Origin of the sequence: Thalassovita mediterranea, assembly GCF_001458435.1 — a bacterium.
GTDB lineage: Bacteria > Pseudomonadota > Alphaproteobacteria > Rhodobacterales > Rhodobacteraceae > Thalassobius > Thalassobius mediterraneus.
This window is the reverse complement of the sequence record NZ_CYSF01000012.1, coordinates 161,360-183,722: the sequence shown is the minus strand read 5'-3', so window position 1 is coordinate 183,722 and position 22,363 is coordinate 161,360. Positions and strand designations below refer to the sequence as shown.

Annotated in this window: 25 protein-coding genes; 10 read left to right on the top strand and 15 right to left on the bottom strand. The window is 58.8% G+C overall.

From position 1 onward, the window contains the following. The first annotated feature begins 86 nt into the window (after positions 1–86). Positions 87–2,069, top strand: coding sequence for a lytic transglycosylase domain-containing protein (locus TM5383_RS12075; RefSeq protein ID WP_082645483.1), 1,983 nt, complete (start codon positions 87–89; stop codon positions 2,067–2,069). Here the strand turns inward: TM5383_RS12075 and TM5383_RS12070 are convergent. Both TM5383_RS12070 and mnmC2 read right to left on the bottom strand, forming a co-directional pair. Then, entirely contained in the window at positions 2,043–2,915 is an 873-nt protein-coding gene (locus tag TM5383_RS12070) for a DMT family transporter (protein ID WP_058319289.1), read from the bottom strand. The two genes, TM5383_RS12075 and TM5383_RS12070, sit on opposite strands and share 27 nt — an antisense overlap. Then, on the bottom strand, positions 2,912–3,601 hold the full coding sequence (mnmC2, locus tag TM5383_RS12065) for a tRNA (5-methylaminomethyl-2-thiouridine)(34)-methyltransferase MnmC2 (RefSeq protein WP_058319288.1): 690 nt from the start codon (positions 3,599–3,601) through the stop codon (positions 2,912–2,914). Before mnmC2 ends, TM5383_RS12070 begins: the two co-directional genes overlap by 4 nt. Before the next feature lie 63 nt (positions 3,602–3,664). On the opposite strand from mnmC2, the gene TM5383_RS12060 reads away from it, so the two are divergent. Next, positions 3,665–4,705, top strand: coding sequence for an NAD(P)/FAD-dependent oxidoreductase (locus TM5383_RS12060; protein ID WP_058319453.1), 1,041 nt, complete (start codon positions 3,665–3,667; stop codon positions 4,703–4,705). Here the strand turns inward: TM5383_RS12060 and TM5383_RS12055 are convergent. Further along, positions 4,702–5,649, bottom strand: a complete 948-nt coding sequence (locus TM5383_RS12055; RefSeq protein ID WP_143570243.1) for a hypothetical protein — start codon at positions 5,647–5,649, stop codon at positions 4,702–4,704. The two genes, TM5383_RS12060 and TM5383_RS12055, sit on opposite strands and share 4 nt — an antisense overlap. A 477-nt stretch (positions 5,650–6,126) precedes the next feature. Between TM5383_RS12055 and TM5383_RS12050 the strand changes: the two genes are divergently transcribed. After that, on the top strand, positions 6,127–6,750 hold the full coding sequence (locus tag TM5383_RS12050) for a hypothetical protein (RefSeq protein WP_143570244.1): 624 nt from the start codon (positions 6,127–6,129) through the stop codon (positions 6,748–6,750). Between the two features lie 69 nt (positions 6,751–6,819). On the opposite strand, the gene TM5383_RS12045 is transcribed toward TM5383_RS12050, so the two are convergent. Further along, positions 6,820–7,308: a peroxiredoxin gene (locus tag TM5383_RS12045; RefSeq protein WP_058319452.1), complete on the bottom strand. Its 489-nt coding sequence runs from the start codon at positions 7,306–7,308 to the stop codon at positions 6,820–6,822. 89 nt (positions 7,309–7,397) lie between these two features. Between TM5383_RS12045 and TM5383_RS12040 the strand changes: the two genes are divergently transcribed. Together TM5383_RS12040 and rsmD are read left to right on the top strand one after the other, a co-directional pair. Beyond that, entirely contained in the window at positions 7,398–8,609 is a 1,212-nt protein-coding gene (locus TM5383_RS12040) for an NAD(P)/FAD-dependent oxidoreductase (protein ID WP_058319285.1), read from the top strand. Continuing rightward, a complete protein-coding gene (gene rsmD / locus TM5383_RS12035) occupies positions 8,606–9,163 on the top strand; it encodes a 16S rRNA (guanine(966)-N(2))-methyltransferase RsmD (RefSeq protein WP_058319284.1) in 558 nt (185 codons plus the stop codon). Before TM5383_RS12040 ends, rsmD begins: the two co-directional genes overlap by 4 nt. A 113-nt stretch (positions 9,164–9,276) precedes the next feature. On the opposite strand, the gene TM5383_RS12030 is transcribed toward rsmD, so the two are convergent. Next, positions 9,277–9,660 carry an HIT domain-containing protein gene (locus TM5383_RS12030; RefSeq protein ID WP_058319283.1) on the bottom strand — a complete coding sequence of 128 codons (384 nt, stop codon included), beginning with the start codon at positions 9,658–9,660 and terminating at the stop codon, positions 9,277–9,279. A gap of 8 nt (positions 9,661–9,668) precedes the next feature. Next, positions 9,669–11,246 (bottom strand): DUF5928 domain-containing protein, encoded by a 1,578-nt coding sequence (locus TM5383_RS12025; RefSeq protein WP_058319282.1) that lies wholly within the window; start codon positions 11,244–11,246, stop codon positions 9,669–9,671. A 146-nt stretch (positions 11,247–11,392) separates the two neighbouring features. Between TM5383_RS12025 and TM5383_RS12020 the strand changes: the two genes are divergently transcribed. After that, positions 11,393–12,211: a sulfotransferase family protein gene (locus TM5383_RS12020; protein WP_058319281.1), complete on the top strand. Its 819-nt coding sequence runs from the start codon at positions 11,393–11,395 to the stop codon at positions 12,209–12,211. A gap of 49 nt (positions 12,212–12,260) precedes the next feature. Here TM5383_RS12020 and TM5383_RS12015 read toward each other — a convergent pair whose 3' ends face one another. After that, entirely contained in the window at positions 12,261–13,091 is an 831-nt protein-coding gene (locus TM5383_RS12015) for an HTD2 family dehydratase (protein WP_058319280.1), read from the bottom strand. Positions 13,092–13,132: 41 nt separating this feature from the next. Between TM5383_RS12015 and TM5383_RS12010 the strand changes: the two genes are divergently transcribed. Beyond that, positions 13,133–13,540 (top strand): VOC family protein, encoded by a 408-nt coding sequence (locus TM5383_RS12010; RefSeq protein ID WP_058319279.1) that lies wholly within the window; start codon positions 13,133–13,135, stop codon positions 13,538–13,540. On the opposite strand, the gene TM5383_RS12005 is transcribed toward TM5383_RS12010, so the two are convergent. The 3 genes from TM5383_RS12005 to TM5383_RS11995 all read right to left on the bottom strand — a co-directional run bounded on the left by TM5383_RS12005 (position 13,537) and on the right by TM5383_RS11995 (position 15,881). Then, positions 13,537–14,067 carry an NADPH-dependent FMN reductase gene (locus tag TM5383_RS12005; protein ID WP_058319278.1) on the bottom strand — a complete coding sequence of 177 codons (531 nt, stop codon included), beginning with the start codon at positions 14,065–14,067 and terminating at the stop codon, positions 13,537–13,539. The genes TM5383_RS12010 and TM5383_RS12005 overlap by 4 nt on opposite strands. A 152-nt stretch (positions 14,068–14,219) precedes the next feature. Then, positions 14,220–14,876, bottom strand: a complete 657-nt coding sequence (locus tag TM5383_RS12000; RefSeq protein WP_058319277.1) for a YiaD family glycine zipper/OmpA-like lipoprotein — start codon at positions 14,874–14,876, stop codon at positions 14,220–14,222. Positions 14,877–15,026: 150 nt separating this feature from the next. Then, positions 15,027–15,881 carry a methylated-DNA--[protein]-cysteine S-methyltransferase gene (locus TM5383_RS11995; protein ID WP_058319276.1) on the bottom strand — a complete coding sequence of 285 codons (855 nt, stop codon included), beginning with the start codon at positions 15,879–15,881 and terminating at the stop codon, positions 15,027–15,029. Between the two features lie 98 nt (positions 15,882–15,979). Here TM5383_RS11995 and TM5383_RS11990 point away from each other — a divergent pair, with 98 nt between their 5' ends. The 3 genes from TM5383_RS11990 (at position 15,980) to TM5383_RS11980 (ending at position 18,564) form a co-directional block, all read left to right on the top strand. After that, positions 15,980–16,858 (top strand): serine hydrolase domain-containing protein, encoded by an 879-nt coding sequence (locus TM5383_RS11990; protein WP_058319275.1) that lies wholly within the window; start codon positions 15,980–15,982, stop codon positions 16,856–16,858. A 78-nt stretch (positions 16,859–16,936) separates the two neighbouring features. Continuing rightward, positions 16,937–17,581: an endonuclease III gene (nth, locus tag TM5383_RS11985; RefSeq protein ID WP_058319274.1), complete on the top strand. Its 645-nt coding sequence runs from the start codon at positions 16,937–16,939 to the stop codon at positions 17,579–17,581. After that, positions 17,578–18,564, top strand: coding sequence for an adenosine kinase (locus TM5383_RS11980; protein ID WP_058319273.1), 987 nt, complete (start codon positions 17,578–17,580; stop codon positions 18,562–18,564). Before nth ends, TM5383_RS11980 begins: the two co-directional genes overlap by 4 nt. Positions 18,565–18,637: 73 nt before the next feature. Here TM5383_RS11980 and TM5383_RS11975 read toward each other — a convergent pair whose 3' ends face one another. From TM5383_RS11975 to TM5383_RS11955, 5 genes are all read right to left on the bottom strand, one after another. Further along, positions 18,638–19,486, bottom strand: a complete 849-nt coding sequence (locus tag TM5383_RS11975) for a mechanosensitive ion channel family protein (protein WP_058319272.1) — start codon at positions 19,484–19,486, stop codon at positions 18,638–18,640. Then, complete coding sequence (locus TM5383_RS11970) at positions 19,483–19,779, bottom strand: 4a-hydroxytetrahydrobiopterin dehydratase (RefSeq protein WP_058319271.1); 297 nt, start codon at positions 19,777–19,779, stop codon at positions 19,483–19,485. Before TM5383_RS11970 ends, TM5383_RS11975 begins: the two co-directional genes overlap by 4 nt. After that, positions 19,776–20,969 (bottom strand): GNAT family N-acetyltransferase, encoded by a 1,194-nt coding sequence (locus tag TM5383_RS11965; protein WP_058319270.1) that lies wholly within the window; start codon positions 20,967–20,969, stop codon positions 19,776–19,778. Before TM5383_RS11965 ends, TM5383_RS11970 begins: the two co-directional genes overlap by 4 nt. A gap of 69 nt (positions 20,970–21,038) precedes the next feature. After that, on the bottom strand, positions 21,039–21,809 hold the full coding sequence (locus tag TM5383_RS11960) for a glycerophosphodiester phosphodiesterase family protein (RefSeq protein ID WP_058319269.1): 771 nt from the start codon (positions 21,807–21,809) through the stop codon (positions 21,039–21,041). Continuing rightward, a complete protein-coding gene (locus TM5383_RS11955) occupies positions 21,806–22,270 on the bottom strand; it encodes a RidA family protein (RefSeq protein WP_058319268.1) in 465 nt (154 codons plus the stop codon). The genes TM5383_RS11960 and TM5383_RS11955 overlap by 4 nt, the downstream gene beginning before the upstream one ends. Between the last annotated feature and the right edge of the window lie 93 nt (positions 22,271–22,363).

The window sequence follows — 22,363 nt, the reverse complement described above, 5'->3', positions numbered from 1 at the left end:
ATGCCGCCCTCGTGATTTGCCCCGGTGCGCCACCCAGCATAAGCTGAGGTTGTCTATCCTCGGTTCCTTTGGAAACGCAAGTCATCATGCGCCTCTTTCCCCTGCTTCTGTGCTTTTCAGTCAGCATTTCCTTGTCCTTTGGCGCCTCAGCGCAATCCACGCAGCCCGAATCAGGGGCATCAGCAGGACCAAAGCCACTGGCCGCCGCCTTGCAGGCCGCCACGGCCAAGGATTGGTCCAAGGCTGAAATGCTAGCTGCGCGCGCCGGTGGCCCTGTCGCAGCCGACCTGATCACATGGCATAAACTGCGCGCAGGAGAAGGCGATCCCGCGCAAGTCAGCGCCTTTTTGGAGCGGCGCTCTGACTGGCCTGGTCTGAAATTGCTGCGCAAACGATCCGAAGAAACGATGGCAGGTGCGAGCCGCAGTGCCGTCCTAGAATTTTACGCGAACCAACCGCCCCAAACAGGTATTGGCTTGCGCAGCTATGTGCGCGCACTGGAACAAAACGGGCAATCGCAAAACGCACAAACCGCCTTGATCGCAGGGTGGACAACGCTGGCGCTAGATACCAAAGACCACGCAGCCCTGATCAAACGCTACGGCGATACATTGCGTCCCCATCATACCGCACGCCTTGATATGGCGCTGTGGAAGGGATGGCGGCAAAACAGCCGCGATATGCTGCCCCTCGTCAATGCAGGGTGGCAGGCACTCGCCAAGGCGCGGCTGGGCCTGCGGGCCTCAGTCGATGGGGTGGATGCACTGATCGCAGCGGTTCCCAAATCGCTGTCAGATGATGCGGGCCTCGCCTATGAGCGCTTCCAATGGCGTCTGCGCAAGGGGCGGCGCGAAGATGCGATTGCCTTGTTGGTTGAACGCAGCCCGAAAGGTCTGGGTCAGGCAGAAGCGTGGGGTCGGTCCCGCCGTGATCTGGCACGCCGCCTGATGCGCGCGGGGGAAGTGCGACAGGCCTACACGCTCGCATCAAACCACGGGCTGAGCGAGGGAAGCCATTACGCCGATCTGGAATGGCTGTCCGGCTTCCTTGCCCTGCGGTTTCTGAACGACGCCGACCGCGCCGTTACCCATTTTGAACGCTTCCGCGATGCGGTGTTTACCCCTATTTCGCTGGGCCGCGCAGGCTATTGGCTGGGCCGCGCGCATGAGGCACGGGGCGACAGCCACGGCGCATTGTCTGGCTATGCGTTCGGCGCGGATTATCAAACCAGCTTCTACGGTCTGCTGGCCGCTGAAAAGGCGGGGCTGTCCTTTGACCCAGCGCTGGCCAACCCGCGCCGTTATCCCGGCTGGCGGCAGGCGGGGTTTGCCCGCAACAGCAATTTCGAGGCGGCGCTGCTGTTGCTAAACGCGGGTGATTTGGCATTGGCGGAACGCTTCCTGCGGCACATGGCTGAAACCCTGCCGGAGGCAGAGCTGAACCAGCTGGGCACCCTGCTGACCGATCTTAACCAACCGCATCTGTCGGTGATGGTAGGCAAGCAGGCCGCGCAACGTGGGCTGACCATTGCCGATCCCTATTACGCGCTGCACCCCCTGCGCGATATGAAATTGGCCGCGCGCCCAGAACTCTCCCTCGCCATCGCACGACGCGAGAGTGAATTTGACCCAACCGTCGTGTCCCATGCGGGCGCCGAAGGATTGATGCAGGTGATGCCCGCCACCGCCAAACTGGTCGCGGGGCGCCTTGGCATTGATCACGATCCCGCTGCGATGCTGACTAACTGGCAATATAACGCCATTTTGGGGTCAGCCTATCTGGCGCAGTTGGGCGAACAGTTTGACGGCAATATCCTACTGGTTTCGGCAGGCTACAACGCTGGCCCCAAACGGCCTGAACGCTGGATGAAAGACAACGGCGATCCGCGCCGCAGCAACGTAGATGTCATCGACTGGATCGAGCTGATTCCGTTCAATGAAACCCGCAACTACGTGATGCGCGTTGCAGAAAGCCTGCCCGTCTATCGCGCCCGACTGGGGCAAGACGCGCTGCCGCAGCCGTTTTCAGCGGAACTGAAGGGATCAAGCGTTCGCCCGCTCTCGCGCTAGGGTGAACAGGCCCGCCGCCACAACGATGCCCGCGCCCAGTGCGACGTTCCAGCGGATCACCTCACCAAAGACGGTGACACCAAGGATCGCGGCGAACACCAGATGCAGATAGGCAAAGGGCTGTACGGCGCTGGCCTCTGCCACCTCGTAGCATTTGATCAGCAGGTAATGCCCCAGCGCACCAGTGACGCACAATACCGCCATCCAGCCCCAGTCGCCGCCCACCATCGGCTGCCAGAACCATACGCCCGCGAATGTCATCGCCAGAGCCCCCACTGTGCCGGTCCAGAAAAACGACGTTCCGGCGCTATCCTGGCGCGCTGCATAGCGGGTCAGCAGACCATAGATCGCAAACAACAGGGCAGAGGCAAAAGGCACCAAAGCCGCGGTTTGAAACACACCACTGCCCGGTTGCAGGATGATCAGAATACCCACCATCCCGGTGCCAATCGCCGCCCAGCGCCGCCAACCGACGCGTTCGCCCAAAACTGGCCCGCTGAGCGCCGCGACCAGCAGCGGATAGACCGCAAAAACCGCCTGACTTTCCACCAGACCCAGCAGGGTAAAGCCATAAACGGCAACGCAAATCTCTGTCACCAGCAGCAGCGCACGGATGCTTTGCAGTACAGGTTGACGGGTGCGCGCGGCTTGCCGGATGCCGCCCGACTGCCGCGCCGCCAAAGCGATCACAAAGAGCGCAAAGAACCAGTAGCGCACCATGATCACCATCATGGTGTTATATTCCGCCGCCAAGTGTTTGGAGATGCCGTCCTGCAACGCAAACACCAGCGTCGCGGCGGCCATCAGCATGATGCCAAGGCGGGTGTTGTGTCCGTGTACGCTCATGCCGCGCCTTTGCGCGCGACGGTCATATGCCGTTTGCGCCCGTATCCCGGCACCCGCTCAACAGTGAACCCTGCGTCTGCCAAACCACGGCGCACGAACCCCGCCGCCGTATAGGTCGCCGCCGTTCCATTCGCGACCGTATGGTCACCCACAGCCGCCATCAATTCTGGCGACCATAGTTCAGGGTTCTTGGCCGGTGAAAACCCGTCCAGAAACCACGCATCTGCCGCACCTTGCCACGTTGGCAGAGTTTCACGCGCATCGCCGAGCACCATCTCAAATTCCAGATCCGGCAGGCTGATCCGGTGCAGATCATCCGACCAATGCGGCGCCAGATCGGCCGCGACCTCTGCAATCTCTGGAAATGCCGCTTGCGCGCGCAACATCTCGGCGGGGCGCATTGGAAACGCCTCAAACGTGGTGAAATGCAGCTTGCCCGCCACGCCCGAAGCCCGCCACAGTTTCAGCGCAGCCAAAAGGTTCAGGCCGGTGCCAAAACCCAGCTCTGCCACATGGAACCCATCGCAGAACCGATCGGGCAGGTCATTGCCCGCCAAAAACACATGCCCCGTTTCCGCCAGCCCGTTTTCCAGCGAGAAATAAGGATCATCAAACTGGGTCGAGACGGGGATTGCATCCTCCCGCCACTCCAGCTGGGCATGAGGCTGGGGCTGCTGGTCTTGCATCAAAGATTGCCTTATGGAAACGGAAAGTCTGGCCGACAATGCAGAGGGAACGGCGCAATGGCAATGGCAGATGTAACGATACGCGGTGCAGGCATCTTTGGCCTGTCGATCGCATGGGCCTGCCTGTCGCGTGGCGCCAAGGTACGGGTGGTGGATCCCTTTGGTCCCGGCGCGGGCTCCAGCGGCGGCGTCGTTGGCGCACTGGCCCCGCATGTGCCGGAAAACTGGAACAGCAAGAAGGCGTTCCAGTTCGACAGCCTGATCATGGCCGAAGGGTTCTGGCAGGGGGTAGAAGCCGCTGGCGGTGTCTCTTCCGGCTATGGACGCACGGGGCGACTGCAACCCATCGCTGATGACCATGCGCTGGAATTGGCCCAAGGTCGGGCGGGAACCGCTGCTGATCTATGGCAGGGACATGCGACGTGGCAAGTGATCCCTGCGACCGAGGCAGGCGATTGGGCACCGCACAGCCCCAGCGGGTTCCTGATCCGCGACACGCTGACCGCCCGCATGCACCCCCGCCGCGCCTGTGCCGCGCTCGTCGCTGCGATCACCGCCAAGGGCGCGGAGATTGTGACCGAGGCCGCAGATGAAGGCCGCACCCTGTGGGCCACTGGCATTACGGATCTGGAGGCGATCAGCGCCATACGCCCCCGTATGTTTGGCGCGGGTGTGAAGGGTCAGGGCGCGTCCCTAAAGGTGGATATGGACCTGACAGCCGCGCCGCAACTGTTCGCCGACACGGTGCATATCGTGCCACACGCGGATGGCACCGTGGCGATTGGATCGACCAGCGAACGCGACTATGGCGACCCGAAATCAACGGATGAACAGCTGGACGCCGTGATTGACCGCGCCATCGCCGCAGTGCCCGCTCTGCAAGGGGCAGAGGTGATCGACCGCTGGGCCGGCGTGCGCCCGCGCAGCCGCTCACGCGCACCGGTGCTGGGGGAACACCCGATCCATCAGGGACAGCTTATTGCCAACGGCGGATTTAAAATCGGCTTTGGCATGGCGCCCAAGGTGGCAGAGGTCATGGCCGACCTGATCCTGAACGACGTAGATCAGATCCCCGATGATTTCCGCCCCGAGGCCAGCTTCTAGACACTATATTCCATCGTACGGGAATAGGCCGCGATCGCGCTGAAATTCACCGACATTGAGGTTACAGTACTGCCATCCGCAAAGGTTGCGGTGGTCATGCTGGCCTCTAGACTGAAGGCGGCGAGCGAAGCCTCAGAGGCAGCAAAGCTCCCCCCGACCTCACCAGACAGGGCACCGATCTGCATTGGATCACCACTCTCTTCAGGGCCACCGAAGTCCATTTCGACCCCGAACAGTGCGGCCACCTGTTCAATGACATCCATCGGATCCATCTCAACCAGTTCGCCGCTGAATGCCAACTCGAACAAATCGCCCAGATCCTCGATCTCGGGGCTGTCATCAGGCGTGTCCACCTCGGCCTCAGCCGCTTGTTCAGCCTGAATGCGGGCCAGTTCCAACATTGCGGCGCTTGGCGTATCCTCATTCACACTTTGATACTCAGGCGCTGGGGCTGCCAATTGCTCGGGCTGGGTCAAATCCCCTGAAACAGTCCCACCAAAGCTGGCAGAGCTTTCAAACGAGGCGGCTGCAATGCTGATACTGACGGAAGTCGCCGACACTAGTGACAGGGCCTGCTGGCTGGCGATCTGTGCGACACTGCTGGCACTACCTGCCTCGGCCTGCGGTTCGGCCGCAATTGGTGCCTGTCGATCCGCACGCAGCTGATTGCGCAGATCACGTGCCGTCATCTGACCACCCTGCTCGACGGCATCATCGTGCTTTGCGTGCCCGTGTTTCATCGGACCTGCATGTCGGCCATAGGCCCAACCGATCCCGCGCCCACCGCGCTGCTCGGCGATGCTTTCGCGTGCTTCACTCAGACTGATACTTACGCTCGTTTCAACGCGCGCTTCACCTCGGCGCAGCTGCTGCACATCGCTGGCGGGGCTAACGTCCTGTCGCACCACCGACTGACTGTTGTGACTCGTATAGCGGGCACTCACCTGCACTGCGCTGAATTGACTTGAAACTGTTCCCGAAGAGGACACATGCATCGCCGCACTCCATTCCAAAACATACCATTTCCTAAAGAAACAAACGGCGGAACGGCGGAAACTGTTTAATTTGCGTGTAAAAGAGCCCCTTTGATAGGCACCAAAACCACCATAGCAACCTGGAGTAGATAAAAGGGCGAAAACTTCCTAATATACCTGCACATTTTGACATATACTCTTTGATTAAAGATGTGCGAGGACAGCATGCGTTTGAATTCGATTACGTCTAAGTCTTTCTTTGGTGTCCTACCTTTTCGCAACCGCGGCGCCTCGGCTTCATATTCGCGCTTCAGCACAGCGCTGCGCACCTATGGCCTGAGCCGCTGCAGTGTTTTTCAACAAGCGCTGCTGGTTGGTGTACGCCCCACCAAGGGCCTGTACTCACGCATCAAACACCTGCCAAAGTTCACAGGTGCGGTCGGTTTTATGGCCGGCCCGAACCAGGTCGAATTGATCAGTGCCTTTCTGAACTCTCCCGAATCGCAGCGGGTTCACCATCTACAGATCGGTATCACACCTGCCTATCACGCATCGGAAAATGCACTGTATGGCTTTGATATGTCTACCGTTCTAAGCCTGTTCAAAGGTCAGCGCCTGCCGCGACTGAAATCGCTGTCCTTAGGGGACTGCTATCCTTTCGGTGCTGGTAGCACTGCGGCCTATCTGCGGGGGTGTGCATTAGGGGACATAACCCCGATATTCGAAGCCGCCCCAAGGTTGGAAATTCTGGACCTGAACGGGCCGTTTTGCCTATCGCGACCTGTGCGTCATTTCAAACTTAGGGAAATCAACGTGCAGATCGACCCCGTCGCAGCAACCGAGGCGACGCTGTCGCAGCAATCGCTCGACCACCTTTTGGCATCGGATCTGCCATTAATCGAATCGCTATCACTGCACTGCTGTGGCAGCACCGAAATGCTGCTGGACCTGCCGCGCGGCTTTGATCCGCAGCGCGGGATGCCAAAGCTAACAGCGCTGTCTCTGGAAAACCTCAGTCGCGACAGCGCCCGCAGGCAAGCAGCACTGCAAGCGCGTATGCTGGCGGGCTGATTGTGTCCGGCACCTAAAAGCTGTCAGGGTCGGGCCAAACCTATGGCCCGATCCTCAATTCAAACCGGCTTATGCCATTGCATCCAAGAGTGCCTCACCGCCCGAAACGGTGCAGCCTAGTTCCGGTTCAACATTCAGATGCGTGATCACGCCGTCTTCAACGACCATCGCATAGCGTTTGGAGCGGCCGTAGAACCCAACAACAGGGGCGTCAAATTCCATCCCGACAGCTTTGGTAAAGGCACCTTCGGCGTCTGCCAGCATAGTAATGGAGGCGTCATCCGCGCCAGTGGTTGCGCCCCACGCTTTCATCACAAAGGGATCATTGACGGACAGGCACATAATTTCGTCCACGCCCTTGGCCGCAAAATCATCCTTGGTGCGGATAAAACTCGGCATGTGTGCCGCATCGCAGGTGCGCGAAAATGCACCGGGCAGCGCAAAGATCACCACTTTACGCCCTGCTAGACGATCGGACAGCGTCAGCGCCTCAGGCCCTTCTGCGCCCATCATCGGAAAAGTTACGTCCGGCAGTTTATCACCTACACTCAATGTCATCGCTTGGGTTCCCTGATTGCGTTTCTCTGTTTCTGTCATATAGGGTCGCCCCCAAATGCAGCCAGAGTTTTCCGCAGAAAGGGTGTGGGATGCAAAAGATTGTTGTGGTCGGGGCCGGGCAGGCCGGCGCGTCGCTGGTGGCGAAACTGCGCACATTGGGGTTTGACGGGCAGATCACCCTGATCGGCGCGGAAGCTGTGCCGCCCTATCAACGCCCGCCGTTGTCCAAGGCCTATCTGCTAGGCGACATGACGCTAGAACGGCTGTTTCTGCGCCCTGAAAGCTATTACGCCGACAACAACATCGACCTGCGCCTCGGCACGGAGGTGACGGCGATTGACCCTGCCGCGCAGACGGTACGTGTTGGTGATGAGGTGCTGGATTATGACGCGCTGGTTCTGACCACAGGATCAGCGCCGCGTTATCTGCCCGCCAGTATCGGCGGCACGCTGGAGGGCGTGCATGTGGTGCGCGGCCTATCGGATGTGGACGGGATGGAGCCTGAGTTTCAGGCCGGTAAATCCGTATTGATCGTCGGCGGCGGCTACATCGGGCTGGAGGCAGCAGCGGTTGCCGCGAAAAAGGGTCTGAAGGTCACGCTGGTCGAAATGGCAGATCGCATCCTGCAACGGGTCGCAGCGCCCGAAACCTCCGACTATTTCCGCGCGCTGCACACCGCGCACGGAGTGGAGATTCGCGAAGGTGTTGGCCTGAACCGTCTGATCGGTGAGGGGCGCGTCAGTGGTGCGGAGTTGAGCGATGGCAGCACGCTGGATGTGGATTTTGTCATCGTTGGTGTGGGCATCACCCCCGGCACCGCCTTGGCCGAAGCTGCGGGGCTGGAGATTGACAACGGTATCAAGACCGATGCCGAGGGCCGCACATCCGATCCAGCGATCTGGGCGGCGGGGGATTGTGCATCCTTCCCCTATCGCGATGGCCGGTTGAGGCTGGAATCGGTGCCAAATGCCATTGATCAGGCGGAATGTGTCGCTGAAAACCTGCTGGGCGCGGGCAAGGCCTATGTGCCGCAGGTCTGGTTCTGGTCGGATCAGTATGACGTGAAACTACAGATCGCAGGGCTGTCCACAGGTTATGATCGCATCATCACCCGTGCGGGGGACAAAGAGGGCGCGGTGTCCTTCTGGTATTATCAGGGCGATACCCTGCTAGCGGTAGACGCTGCCAATGATCCCCGCGCCTATATGGTCGGCAAACGTCTGATTGACGGCGGCAAGTCGCCCGCACCAGATCTGTTGGCGGATCCTGAAACCGACCTTAAATCCCTGCTGCGCGCATGAGGATTGTTGCCGGACGGTTCAAAGGCCGCGCCTTGGCGGCGGTGGGCAAGGGGGATCCCGGGGCCCACCTGCGCCCGACCACGGATCGCACCCGTGAAAGCCTGTTCAACATGCTGGGCGGCGGGCGGTTTGGCGATCCGATTGAGGATGCCCGCGTACTGGACCTGTTTGCCGGCACCGGTGCGCTGGGGCTAGAGGCGTTGAGCCGTGGCGCCGCGCACGTGACCTTTGTGGATGACGGGCGTAAATCCAACGCGCTGCTAAAGGAAAACATCCGCATCTGCGACGCGCGGGGCGAGGTTCAGGTGATCCGCCGCGATGCCCGCAAACTGCCGGAAAACACAGGCGCACCATATGACCTGATCTTCCTTGATCCGCCCTATGACAAGGGTCTGGGCGAACAGGCGCTGGAGGCGGCGCTGGCAAGTGGCTGGGTTGCCGACGGTGCGCTGATCGTCTGGGAAGAAAGCGCTGCAATCACCGCACCAGAGGCGCTGACCTATCTGGATGAACGCCGCTACGGGGATACGACCATCACGATCTTGGAACTGTAAACCTACCGTACACAAGAGGCCCCGGCACGAGGCCGGGGCGGGGTCTTCACACTCAGCGCGACGCGCCCCAGACCATGATCCGGGGCCTCTTGTGGTTACGGTAGTGGTTTATGTTAGTCCGCTTTTGCCAGCATCCGGCCCAGCCAGCGACCACCAAGGATGTGCACATGCAGATGCGGCACTTCTTGGACGCCGTTTTCACCCGCGTTGGAAATGGCGCGGAACCCGTCGCCGCCTTCGCCCGGTTGCACGTCCATCATCTTGCACACTTCGCCAACGGCGCGGGTGAAACCGACGATTTCGGCATCAGACGCCTCTAATGCGAAGTGGTCGTAGCAAACGTAGGGACCTTTGGGGATCACCAGGACATGCACCGGCGCCTGTGGCTGGATGTCATGGAAAGCCAGCGCATGTTCGGTTTCCAGAACGGTTTTGTTCGGGATCTCACCACGCAGGATTTTGGCAAAGATGTTTTGGTCGTCATAGACATAAGCCATGGGGCACCTCAGTCGGAAAACAGGTAGTCGATATCCACAATGTCATGCGCCTTGGCCTCAGGAATGGCAAGGAAATGCGACACCGCGCGGGCATGGTCATCACGGGTTTCGTATTCACGCAGGTAGTCGTGATTGCCAAAGTTCGAATCGCGGATCTGATCGCTTTCAAAGGCCAGATCGTGGCGGATCGTCGGCAAGAGGCGTTCCAACGTTTCAAGAGGTGTTTGTTCGCCCGCCAGACCAATGCGCATGGCGTGGCCTTTCAGGTAATCCTCGGAAAAGTTGACGTCGATTTCCAACAGCCGCGTCGTTGACCGATCACCACAGAAATCGCGCATCAGATCCAGCGCCTCTGGATCTAGGCAAATGATCAGGCGATCGGTGTCAAAATAGTCAAACAACATCCGCATCAGGGCGCGGCGGTGGCGGTGGCGTTTGCCAATGGTTTTCTGAATGCCGCCCAAATCGGGTAGCGGGGTGCTTTCCTCGTTGAACAAATACTCAATCGCCGGAATATCTGTGTGTTTGCGGATCTGTTCCACAAGACGTTTGGCGACGTGCCACTTCTTGCAGATCACGATCAGCAATTCACGTTCACGGCCCAGCGAACTTTCGGTTTCCCAGAACCGCAGACCAAAACGACGCCCCACGCGGCCCCGCCCTGTCAGGAACTTGAACAGGCTGCGCCCTTCGCCCGATATTTTGAAATCCACCCCCTCGGCGGCATAAAGCGCACCAAGGCGGGCGCGCAATTCCCGCGCCTCTGGACTAATTTTACGCGCAAACAGGAAATCTTGGCTAAGCAGCATGTCGTAGTGATCGTTATAAAACGACACCGGCATCCCATAGTCCGTGAACATCAAGAAAGTCAGCGTGCGCGTTTCAATCTCGGCCTCTGGAATCAGATGGCGCACAAGGGTCTGGAAAAATGTCTCATCCGGGATCCAAGTGGTGCGGAAAAATGCCATGACATCTTTGCGCGCCTTGGTGAACTCAACAATCGACTCAATCGTGCGCCGCCGTAGACACCACCACTGGCTGCCGATCTGCACCTGCAGATCATGCGGAATTTCGCGTTCCAGACCAAATCGTTTTTGCAAGCTATAAGACCAGTAATAGCGTTTTGGCTGTGTGCGTTCGTTGAAATAGTGGCGGTAGATCAGCCGCTCTTCTTTCATACCGGTTTTGATCCAGTCACTCTCGAAGAAATCAAAACTCTCGATATAGTCGCGATCGTTGTTTTCCAGAAAGCTATGGATGTACTGCGCCGATTTGATCGCCATGCAGTCGCCGGACAGCATGTAAAAATGTGTTGCCCGTGGAAAGGCATCCAAAGCGGTTTCAATCGCGTTCAATGACGCCTGCACCAGCGACCATTCCCCCCAGCCGCACTTGATGCGTTTTTTTGCAAAGGTGACATTGGCATTGTCGCCCAGCGCATCCTTGATCTGCTGAAAATGTTCCGGCTTGGCCCGTCCGTCGAAGTGAATCGACATATAGTCCCCTGCCGCAGTCAGACGTTCAGCCTGTTGGATGATCGCCTCTGGGTCTTTATGACACAGCAGGATGAACGCAATTCTTGCCATTTTTGGAAACGATCGCCTCGTTACTGGTTGATTGTTTACATAGATACGGCGGAAGTGAGATTGAATAAACCAGTTAACTTTGGTTTTGTGAACAAAAGCATAAAGTTCCCCCCAAACTGGGGCACCGCCAAGGAGGCAAGAGCAAAATGGGTTTTCCCGGCACCTGGATGACCGAGAGCGAAAGTGTTGTGTATCGCGTGGTTCCCAAATGCGCCTGTTCGACCATCGGGCAGATCATGTTTTATTCCGATCATGGCGAGTTTTTTGATGGCGACATTCATGACGCTAAATCGGGCATGCACAAATGGGCGTTCGAGGAAAGCCACGGCCCCATCACCGAAAACGTAGAAAGCCAGCGTTCCTACGCGTTTACCTGCGTTCGGAACCCCTACACTCGCATCCTCTCTAGCTTCTTTGACAAGATCTGCGGCATTCAGCGCAACGGGCGTCGCTATCGCGGCAATCTGGTGCCGTTGCTCATTCAGAAATACGGGATCGAGGTCGGCGGTGATGATGGCAAGCAAGAGTTTGACCAAATCGCCAGCTTCCGCCGCTTCCTGTTGTTTGCCCGCGACACCATCCGTTGGCGCAAGCCGATGGATCCTGACATCCACTGGTCGGCTATGTCGGGCCATGTGTCGACCTTCATCGCCAATGGCGGGCGCTATGATAAGATCTTCTGGACCGAGGATTTCAATGGCGGCATGCAAGAGGTGTTGGACAACATCGAAACGCCGTTTGAAGTGGACCTAAACCAAATCCCACGGTTCAACGAATCTGAAGGTCACGGCCCCAAACGCGCCCATCCGGTCGAAGACTACTTCGACGATCTGTCGATGCATCTGGTCTACGAAATCTACAAACGCGATTTCGATCTGTTCAAATACGATTTCGAAAACCCGGGCAACAAGATGCCCATTGGCGAGATTGATCTGGATGAGGTTCACGCCAAACTAGGCGATTGATCCTCTCTCTGACACCGGGCCCCGAACTTAGGTTCGGGGCCTGTTTCGTTTAAGGGATGGCGCGTTCTGCCATGGCACTCATGATCTGGCGACCGTCCGCCGCTCTGATCCACAAAGTGCCATCCTTGCGCCAACACAACTCTGCCGTTTCATGGTGCATCAACGGGGATGAGGCGCGGAAACTGAACCGACCCAGCCCACCCAACTGACGATCCGCCAGCAACATCAACAACTGCGCCAAAAGCGGCCCATGGGTGACAAGGCCATCGTATCCTTCAACGTCACGGGCGTAGGCTTCGTCATAGTGGATGCGATGCCCGTTAAAGGTTAGCGCAGAATAGCGAAACAGCATCGTGCTATCGAACGCTGCCGTTTCAGACAGGGTTTCATCCTGCCGTGCCTGTGGCGGCGTCGGAGTGGGTGCATCTGGCTCGGGGTCATTGCGATAGACCAGATCCTGATATTCGCGCGTCGTAAGGTGACCGTCCTGCATAATATCATGCTGCAAGGTGACAAACCCCAGCGGCCCACTGCGCCCTTCTTTACGCGTGACATTTGCGACGCGTGTCCTCTTCTCAGCCGCGATGCCTGCATGCAGTGGCGCGTGAAATTCCAACCGGCCGCCCGCCCACATACGACGTGGCAGGCTCAGATCAGGGATCAATCCGTCGCCCTTAGCCGGATGCCCGTCACGCCCCAATGAAGCAGGCGGCAGGGACTGCCAGAAATAGATCTGATGAAAAAACGGCGGCAGCGCATCGCCCATGTGAACGGGCGCAGGCCTACCCAAGGTCGCCAGCAGCGCCTGTGCGCGCGCGGGATCCATCATATCGGTTTGACGGGTTTCGCCCTGTTGGGCATCTATGCCAGTATCAGTCATAGACGCAGCATAGGCGTGCGAACCGGACGGAGTAAGCCAAAATGCCATCGCAGACACGAAAACTGACCGCATTGGATCATCTAGTGCTGACCGTCGCGGACCTGTCCGAAACCGTTAAGTTCTACACCGAAGTACTGGGGATGGAGGTGCGCCGTTTTCGCGCAACTGACGGCAGCAACCGCTGGGCGTTGTATTTTGGACAGCAGAAGATCAACCTGCATCAAGCGGGCGCCGAATTTGATCCCAAGGCGCGCCATCCCGGCCCCGGAACGGCGGATCTATGTTTTCTGACCGCCACGCCGCTGGCCGACTGGCAGGCACATCTGGCTGCACAAGGCGTCGAGATCGAGGACGGCCCGATCGCCCGCAGCGGGGCCACCGGCGCCATCACCTCGATCTATATTCGTGATCCTGATGGTAACCTGATTGAGGTGAGTACGCAGGATTAACCCTGCGCAGTCGCCTTTAGCAGCGCAACCAGCTCTTCCAGACCGGCGCGGTAGCGGTCGTTGGTCAGCTTGCCGTTTTCGTCAAATTCATTGTAGGACGCAGCGACATTCACCGCAGGACCAGCCACGACATTTGCGCGAAGGGGTGCGAGGAAGTGGCGCAAAACAAACATCGCGGTTTCACCACCCGTGCGGCCCGCAGCTGCCGACATAACGGCAACAGGTTTGCCCGCCAGTACGCCACGACTGTCACGGCTGAGCCAATCCAGCGCGTTCTTCAGCACACCCGGAGGGGCCTTGTTGTATTCAGGGGTGGAGATCAGCACCGCCTCTGCTGCCAGAATCTGATCGGCCAGCGTGACAACGGATTGCGGCAAGCCCTCTGCCGCTTCCAGATCACCGTCGTAAAGCGGCAAGTTCAGGTCCGCCTCAACAACGTCACCGCCATAGATCACAGCCGCTTCGGCCACCAGTTTGCGGTTTTCACTGTCGCGGCGCAGGGCGCCAGAAATGGTCAGGACGGTCATCGTATTCTCCTACAAAGCGTTTCGCGTTGAGGTGAAGATGAACTGTTCGATAATGAAAATAAACAGGCATGATCGCAACAGATTTGTGCAAGAATGCACAAATAGAAAACAAAGAAGGGGGCAGCGCCCCCTTCTCGTTTAATATCTTTGCCTTAGTTCGGCAGGATCACGATATCCACGCGGCGGTTCTGTGCGCGACCTTCAGGCGTCAGGTTGGACGCCACCGGCTGATCCTCACCGCGACCAATGGGACGGATACGGTAATCGCTGACGCCACTGTCCACCAGAATAGCTGCAACCGAATTTGCACGGCGCTGGCTAAGGTCGAGGTTATATTCCGCCGACCCAGTGTTGTCGGTATGGCCCAGCACCTGCACGGTGCTTTCGGGGTAACGGTTCAGGCTGGTCGCAACAGCGGCCAGATCGTCACGCAACGCGCCCGAAACAAAGGTGCTGTCGACCGCAAACAGAATGTCCTGCGGCATGGTGACGATCAAACGATCACCTGTGTTGGTGATGCTGACACGGTTATCCAGGCTCTGACGCAGCTCTGCTTCTTGTGCATCCAGACGCTGACCAATCAGGCCGCCTGCTGTTGCACCCGCGATGCCACCCAGGATCGCGCCTTTTTTGTTGTCGTCTGCGATGATCGCGCCAGACACCGCACCGACCAGACCGCCAATAATGGCGCCTTCGCGGGTGCGCTTGTTGGGATCATCTTCCCCCAAATAACGGGTGTCCATACATGCGGTCATGGTCAACAGGGATGCGCCGGCAGTAAACAGCGCCAATTTCGATGCTCTGATCATGGTCTATGCCTCATTTTTCTCCGCCTTTGGATTATGGCCCGTGCGGGATGGCGGTATCATAGACTTATATTAGCAGGGAAAGGCCAGATAAGGGGGAAAAACTAGGCAGGGTTCCGCTCAATGCTACGTGAACATCTTGGCGGAGGCAGGCTAGGCAGCACTTTCTTGCTCGCGCACATCAGATCGCGCGCCCTCATACGCCAACAGCGCCCGTTTTACTGGCAAACCCCAGTGATACCCGCCCAGCGCGCCGGATTTGCGCAGCGCGCGGTGGCAGGGAATCAGCCAGCTAACCGGATTTCGACCCACAGCGGTTCCCACTGCGCGCACCGCACGGGGCTTGCCGATGGATTGGGCTATTTCAGAATAAGTCGTCACCTGCCCTGCAGGCACGCGCAGCAACGCCTCCCACACTTTGATCTGTAACGGGCTGCCAATCATATGCAGGCGGGTTTCCCCCTGTTCCGCAAAGGCAGTATCGACCCAAGGCTGCAACGGGACGGCATCGTCCACAAACCGCGCCTTGGGCCACCGCCCCTGTAGATCCGCGACCGAGGCCTCGGCCCCCATTTCCGCGCCAAAGCCCAGACCGCACATGCCGCGATCCGTGCCCATGACCAACGCAGGACCAAACGGACTGTCAAACCAGTGCTGATAGATGGTCAGCCCATCGCCACCTTTGGCGTAATCGCCGGGGCTCATCGCTTCCCAGCGGACAAACAGATCATGCAAACGGCCCGTGCCGGACAGGCCCACTTCATGGCTGACCTCCAGCGTGGTCATATGATCGCGCAGTAGGGATTTCGCGTGATCCAGCGTCAGGTATTGCTGATAGCGCTTGGGCGACACGCCGACCCAGCGGGAAAACAGCCGCTGGAAATGGGCGGGACTCATGTCCAGCTGGGCGGCCAGATCGCCAAGGCTCTGGTTTGGTGATCCCCCATCAATCAGCGCGATGGCGCGGCGCATAACCTGGTAGTGGTAGCTTTGATCGACGTCTGACATTGTGCGCCCCTATATTGACTGCACTGACCTTAAATTGGCCGTCGGGTGCAGACGACCCGAAACTTGCGCAAGTGGCACAATCTTCGCATGACTGTTACATGACCGATCGTTTCCTCTCTGCCGCGCTAGACGCGGATGGTACGCTGATCCGCGATGACGCGCCGACGGCCTTGTTGCCGTGGTGGAGTTTTACCAAAACCCTGATTTCCGCCTGCGTGATGATCCGCGCGCGTGAGGGCTTCATGGATTTGGATGCTGCATTGCCGGGGCGGGCCTACAGCCTGCGCCAGTTAATGAACCACACCGCAGGTCTGCGCGACTACGGCACGGTCGGCCCCTACCATCAGGCGGTCGCCGCGGGGGAAGACCCGTGGCCGGTGGCCAAGCTGCTGGAGGCATCGCGCGCTGACGATCCACTTGGCGCGCCAGGGACGAAGTGGAGCTATTCCAACATCGGCTATATGTTCCTGCGTTTTGCGCTAGAGGTCAGCGAAGGCGCGCCTTTGGGCGATATCATCCATCGCCGCCTGATCGCACCTTTGGCCCTGCGCACGCCGCGTCTGGCAATGACGCGGGGGGATTTCGAAGGCTTGCATTGGGATGCGGACGGCTATCACCCCGGCTGGGTCTATCACGGCTGTATGATGGGATCGTCCGCAGATGCGGCGCGGCTGCTGCACGCGCTGTTGCAGGGCGATCTGCTGACGGCAACAGAACGGCAGCAGATGATGGAACTGTCCCTGAACGAAAAGGCGATCCAGGGTCGGATCTGGCAAACAACAGGCTACGGTCTGGGCCTGATGATCGGCCATACGCAGGCGCATGGTCTGGCGATTGGTCACGCCGGTGCAGGACCGTTTTCCGGCAATCTGGTGGCGCATTTCCCATCCTCTGGCAAAACCGTTGCCAGCTTTGCCAAAGGCGGCGATGAAACACCCGCAGAATGGGAGGCGCTGCGCGTGCTGTCTGACCGTTGAAAAACAGGGACCAAGGGGTTACTGGGAAACCTCACCCCTGATCCAGCCAGCCACACGCCAACCGCATCGGAACCCGCCATGGCCAAACAGCTCGACTATCACACGATCCGCGAAATTTTCACCCGCTTTCAGGCGTCAGAGCCAGAACCGAAGGGTGAGCTGGACCATGTGAACGCCTACACGCTGGTGGTCGCCGTTGCACTTTCTGCGCAGGCCACGGACAAGGGTGTGAACAAGGCTACGGCAGAGCTGTTCAAAATCGCCGACACCCCGCAAAAAATGCTGGATCTGGGCGAAGAGCAGCTGATCGAACACATCAAAACCATCGGCCTGTTTCGCAACAAGGCCAAGAACGTGATGAAGATGTCGCGCATTTTGGTAGATGACTATGGCGGAGAGGTTCCTTGCAGCCGCGCCGCATTGGAAAGCCTGCCGGGTGTGGGCCGCAAAACCGCCAATGTGGTTCTGAACATGTGGTGGCAGTACCCCGCACAGGCGGTGGACACGCATATCTTTCGCTTCGGCAACCGTTCGGGCGTTTGTCCGGGCAAAGATGTGGTTGCGGTCGAACGCGCGATCGAGGATCACATTCCCGTCGATTTTCAACAACACGCCCATCACTGGATGATCCTGCACGGGCGCTATATCTGCACAGCACGCAAGCCCAAATGCAACGCATGCCACGTCCGTGACCTGTGCCAATTCGAGGATAAAACCCCATGAAGGACTATCAGGTTGTCGGCATCGGCAACGCCATCGTTGACGTGATCAGCCAATCCGATGACAGCTTTCTGGACCTGATGGGCATCCAGAAAGGCATCATGCAACTGGTTGAGCGTGAGCGCGGTGAGCTGCTCTATGGTGCGATGGAAAACCGCAAACAGGTGCCCGGTGGATCGGTTGCCAACACGCTGGCGGGTCTCGGCAATCTGGGTCTGACCACCGGCTTTATCGGTCGTGTGCATGATGACGCACTGGGTCGGTTTTATGCCGATGAAATGGCCAAGGGCGGATCAACCTTCGTGAACCCGCCGGTTGAGGGTGGTGAACTGCCCACCTCGCGCTCGATGATCTTTGTATCGCCGGATGGCGAACGGTCGATGAACACCTACCTTGGCATCTCGTCCGAACTGGGGCCGGATGACGTGTCCGACGATGTGGCGGGCGAGGCAGAGATCCTGTTCCTCGAAGGTTACCTTTACGACAAGCCCAAGGGCAAAGAGGCGTTTGAACGTGCGGCCAAGCTGTGTCAGGCCGCAGGCGGCAAAGCGGGTATCGCGCTGTCCGATCCCTTCTGTGTGGATCGCCACCGCGACGATTTCCGCCGGTTGGTCAAAGAGCTGGACTACGTGATCGGCAACGAACACGAATGGGCGTCGCTCTATGAAACTGATCTGTCCACCGCGCTGGAATTGGCGGCGAAGGACGCGGGCATGGTGGTCTGCACCCGTGGCGGTCATGACGTTGTGCTGCTGCGTGGCGACGAACAGGTATCTGTTCCGGTGACCGAGGTGACACCGGTTGACGCCACCGGCGCAGGCGATCAGTTCGCCGCGGGCTTCCTTTACGGTTACGCCACCGGCGCCTCGTTGGAGGTTGCGGGCCGTATGGGCATCGTCGCCGCCGCCGAGGTGATCGGCCACTACGGCGCGCGGCCAGAGGCAAACCTGCCCGCGCTGTTCCGCGAGGCTGGGCTGATCGACTGATCCGCCAAAGAACACACAAAACAAAAGGGACGCCTCAGGCGTCCCTTTTTCGTTTCAACCGTTCTGTCGCACCTTACTTCGACTGCAACAGGGTCTGGGTTGGGAAAGGAATATCAATCCCTGCCTCATCCAGCGCCTCTTTGACCGCACGTTTCATGTCCGCCTGATAGGCAAAGTTATCTGACGATTTAACCCAGACACGGGCCAAGAAATCGACAGAGAAGTCACCGAGGTTGTTCACCTGCAGATAAGGTGCAGGATCCTGCAGCGCACGCGGGTCGCTCATCAACGTGGTGCGAATAACCTCTTCAGCCTTTTTCAGATCGGCATCATAGGCGACGCCGAAAATCCACTCTGCCCGACGGGTTTCGTAGATCGAGAAGTTGGTGATCGTATTTCCCCAAACATTGGCGTTGGGGATGATCGTCTGCACGTTATCGGCGCTGGCCAGTTCGGTGTAGTTCAGCGAAATGGACTTCACCGTGCCGCTTTGACCACCCACGGTAACAAAATCGCCCAGTTTGATCGGACGGAACACAATGATCATCACGCCCGCCGCGACATTCGATAGCGTGCCCTGCAACGCCAGACCAATAGCCAGACCCGCCGCACCAACAACCGCAACAATCGAGGTGGTCTGAATGCCAAAGGTGTTCAGAACGAACAGCAGCGCAAAACCGATGATCACATAACGGCTGATATTGCCGAGGAAGATGAACAGCGTGTCATCCAGCGCCTCATATTGCAGCCCCAGCTTGGTGATCCGCCGCCGGGCCCAGCCGCCCACAACAAAACCAAGGAGCAGCATCACCACCGCGCCCGTCACCGACAGCGCAGCGCCGGTCAGCGCGTCCAAAGTCAAAAGACTGGCGAGGCTCTGGCCATTCCAGACCTCTGTTTTCAAAATATCAGCAAGTGTCATGTCAGTAATTGATCCATCTTTCGGGCCAGCTTGGCGTCCAATGCGCTAAGGCCACCCACATCATGCGTTATGAGCGTCACATGCACTTTTCTGTAGCTGTTTGTCCACTCTGGGTGATGATTCCACTTCTCAGCCCAAAGCGCTGCACGGGTCATGAAGGCGAAGGCTGCGGTGAAGTCATCAAAGACGTAAGTTTTGCAGATCGCATCGCGATCCGCGTCCAAAGTCCAGCCTGCCTCGAGCAAAGGGGCCAGCATGGTTTTGCGTCCGGTATCGCTAAGCAGTTCGGTCATTCTCTTTCCTCCCGCTGTTCTTTGCGAAAGGGGCCGTAGGCGGTTAGGATTTCAATATCCTCTGCCACCGCCGCCCGTTCCGCCGTTAGAAACTGTTGCACAGCATCAGCAAAGCCCGGATGGCCAACCCAATGCAGTGAATGGGTGGTAACCGGCAGATAACCGCGCGCCAGTTTGTGTTCGCCCTGCGCGCCGGCCTCTACACGGGCCATGTTCTGCGCAATCGCAAAGTCCATCGCGCGATAGTAGCACAATTCGAAATGCAGGCAGGGGTGATCTTCGACACAGCCCCAATAGCGCCCGTAAAGCGTATCGCGCCCAATGAAGTTGAGCGCCCCCGCGACCGGCTGCCCGTCGCGCATCGCCAGCACCAACAGCATATCATCGCGCATGGTTTCATGCGCAATGTCAAAGAAGCCCCGTGTCAGATAGGGCGTGCCCCATTTGCGCGCGCCGGTGTCCTGATAGAACCGCCAGAAGGCATCCCAATGCCACGGCTCAATCTGATCGCCGGTGAGCATCAACACCTCGCCACCAAAGGCGTTGGCCGTACGCCGTTCCTTGCGGATCATCTTACGCTTGCGACTGCTGAGACTGGCAAGGAAATCGTCAAAATCGCCATAGCCCGCATTGTCCCAATGAAACTGCTGACCTGTACGCTGCATCAGGCCCATCTGGCCGCCTGCCAGCGCCTCATCCTCGGTGCAGAAGGTGATGTGGAGCGAGCTTAGCTCATTTTCCGCCGCCACCTGCACCGCGCCTTGGATCAGGGCAGAGGTGCCCGCCATCTCGAACCCCGGACGGGTCAGAAACCGCCGCCCCGTGGCGGGGGTAAAGGGCACGGCGATCTGCAGTTTCGGATAATAGCGCCCGCCTGCGTTTTCAAAGGCATGCGCCCAATTGTGGTCAAAGATGTATTCGCCCTGACTGTGCGATTTTGCATAAAGCGGCGCACAGGCAATCATCTGCCCGTTTTGTGTGGCGCTCAGATACTGCGGCTGCCAGCCCGTGCCAGGACCGACGGATCCGCTGACCTCTAACGCATGCAGAAAACGGTAGGTGGTGAAGGGATCTATTGCACGGCCTTCCGCCACCTCGGGACAGGCACAGGCATCCCAATCAGCCGCCGCGATCTGGTCGAGTGAGCCGAACAGCTGAATGTCTATGGTTTGCTGATCTGACCCTGTCATGATCCTGTCCTCACGCCCGCCTGCCCTTAAGGGGCAGTATTTGGGGCGTGAGGGATATTAATCAAGCAGTTATGCTGCAGGCTGCGCCGCTAGATAGCCTTCAAACGTGACATTCTCCGCCACTTTGCGCGCCTCAGCCTCGGCCGCGGCAGAGGTAATCGTCCAGCACAGCACATGAGCTCCGCGCTGTTTCAGCTCGGCCACCCGCGCGCTGTTCAGGTCGCGCGCATCATGGCTGATGAAGCTACACTTGGCCGCGTCATAATCAGGGATGCGCGCCAGTTTTTCGCGTGTGCCCTTGGGCAGCATCGGCCATTCGGTCACGTTGTAGGCCGCCGTCGTCAGACCACGGGCACGGTCGGGGCACAGGCCCGACAACACGCGCACAGAATTCGGGTTGAACGACATCAGCGCCACATCACCCTGATACCCCTCCAATGCCTTGGCGGTGGCAGCTTCCAGACGGCCAACATTGGCGCCCATCTGGCCATCCTGATCCTTAACCTCAATCAGTAGGGGCACCTGCCCGGCCACCTGATCCAGAACCTGCGACAGGGTCGGGATCCGGTCGGTCCCACCCAACAGCTGGATCTGTGACAGCTCAGCCGCCGTTCGGGTTTGAACCACCCCTTTGACCCCGGCCAGACGTTCCATGTCATAGTCATGGAACACCATCGCCTCACCATCCTTGGACAGTTGCAGGTCAATCTCGATACCATATCCGGCATCAATCGCGGCCTGAATGGCAGCGGGGCTGTTTTCGGCACGCCCTGCAGTCACATCATGCAGGGCGCGGTGGGCGATCGGCGCCTTTAGAAAGGCGGCTGGTAGTTTGGTCATTTGATCTGGAAAATCGCTTCGACTTCGACGGCAACACCCAGCGGCAGCGAGGCTGCGGAAACGGCAGAGCGTGCATGACGGCCCGTGTCGCCCAGCGCCTCAACCATGAAATCAGACGCGCCGTTGATCACCTGCGGCTGTTCGGTGAAATCAGCGGTGGAGTTCACAAAACCCACCAGCTTCACCACCTTCACCAGACGGTCCAGATCGCCACCACAGGCGGCCTTGCACTGGGCCAGCAGGCTGATCGCACAGGTTTTGGCGGCAGCGGCACCTTCTGCGGTGTCCATATTGTCGCCCAGTTTCCCAGTGATCAGATCGCCACCGTTGTTCGAGATCTGACCAGACACGTAGACCATATCGCCCACGATCACATAGGGCACATAGTTTGCGGCAGGTGCAGGTGCATCAGGCAGGGTCACGCCCAGTTCACCAAGGCGGGTTTCAAATTGTCCGGTCATCTCACTTCTCCAATCAGACGGGTCTTTGGCGCGACGCTACAAGAACGCCTGCGCAATGCCTAGACACTGCGCGGCGCATCCTTACACGATCGC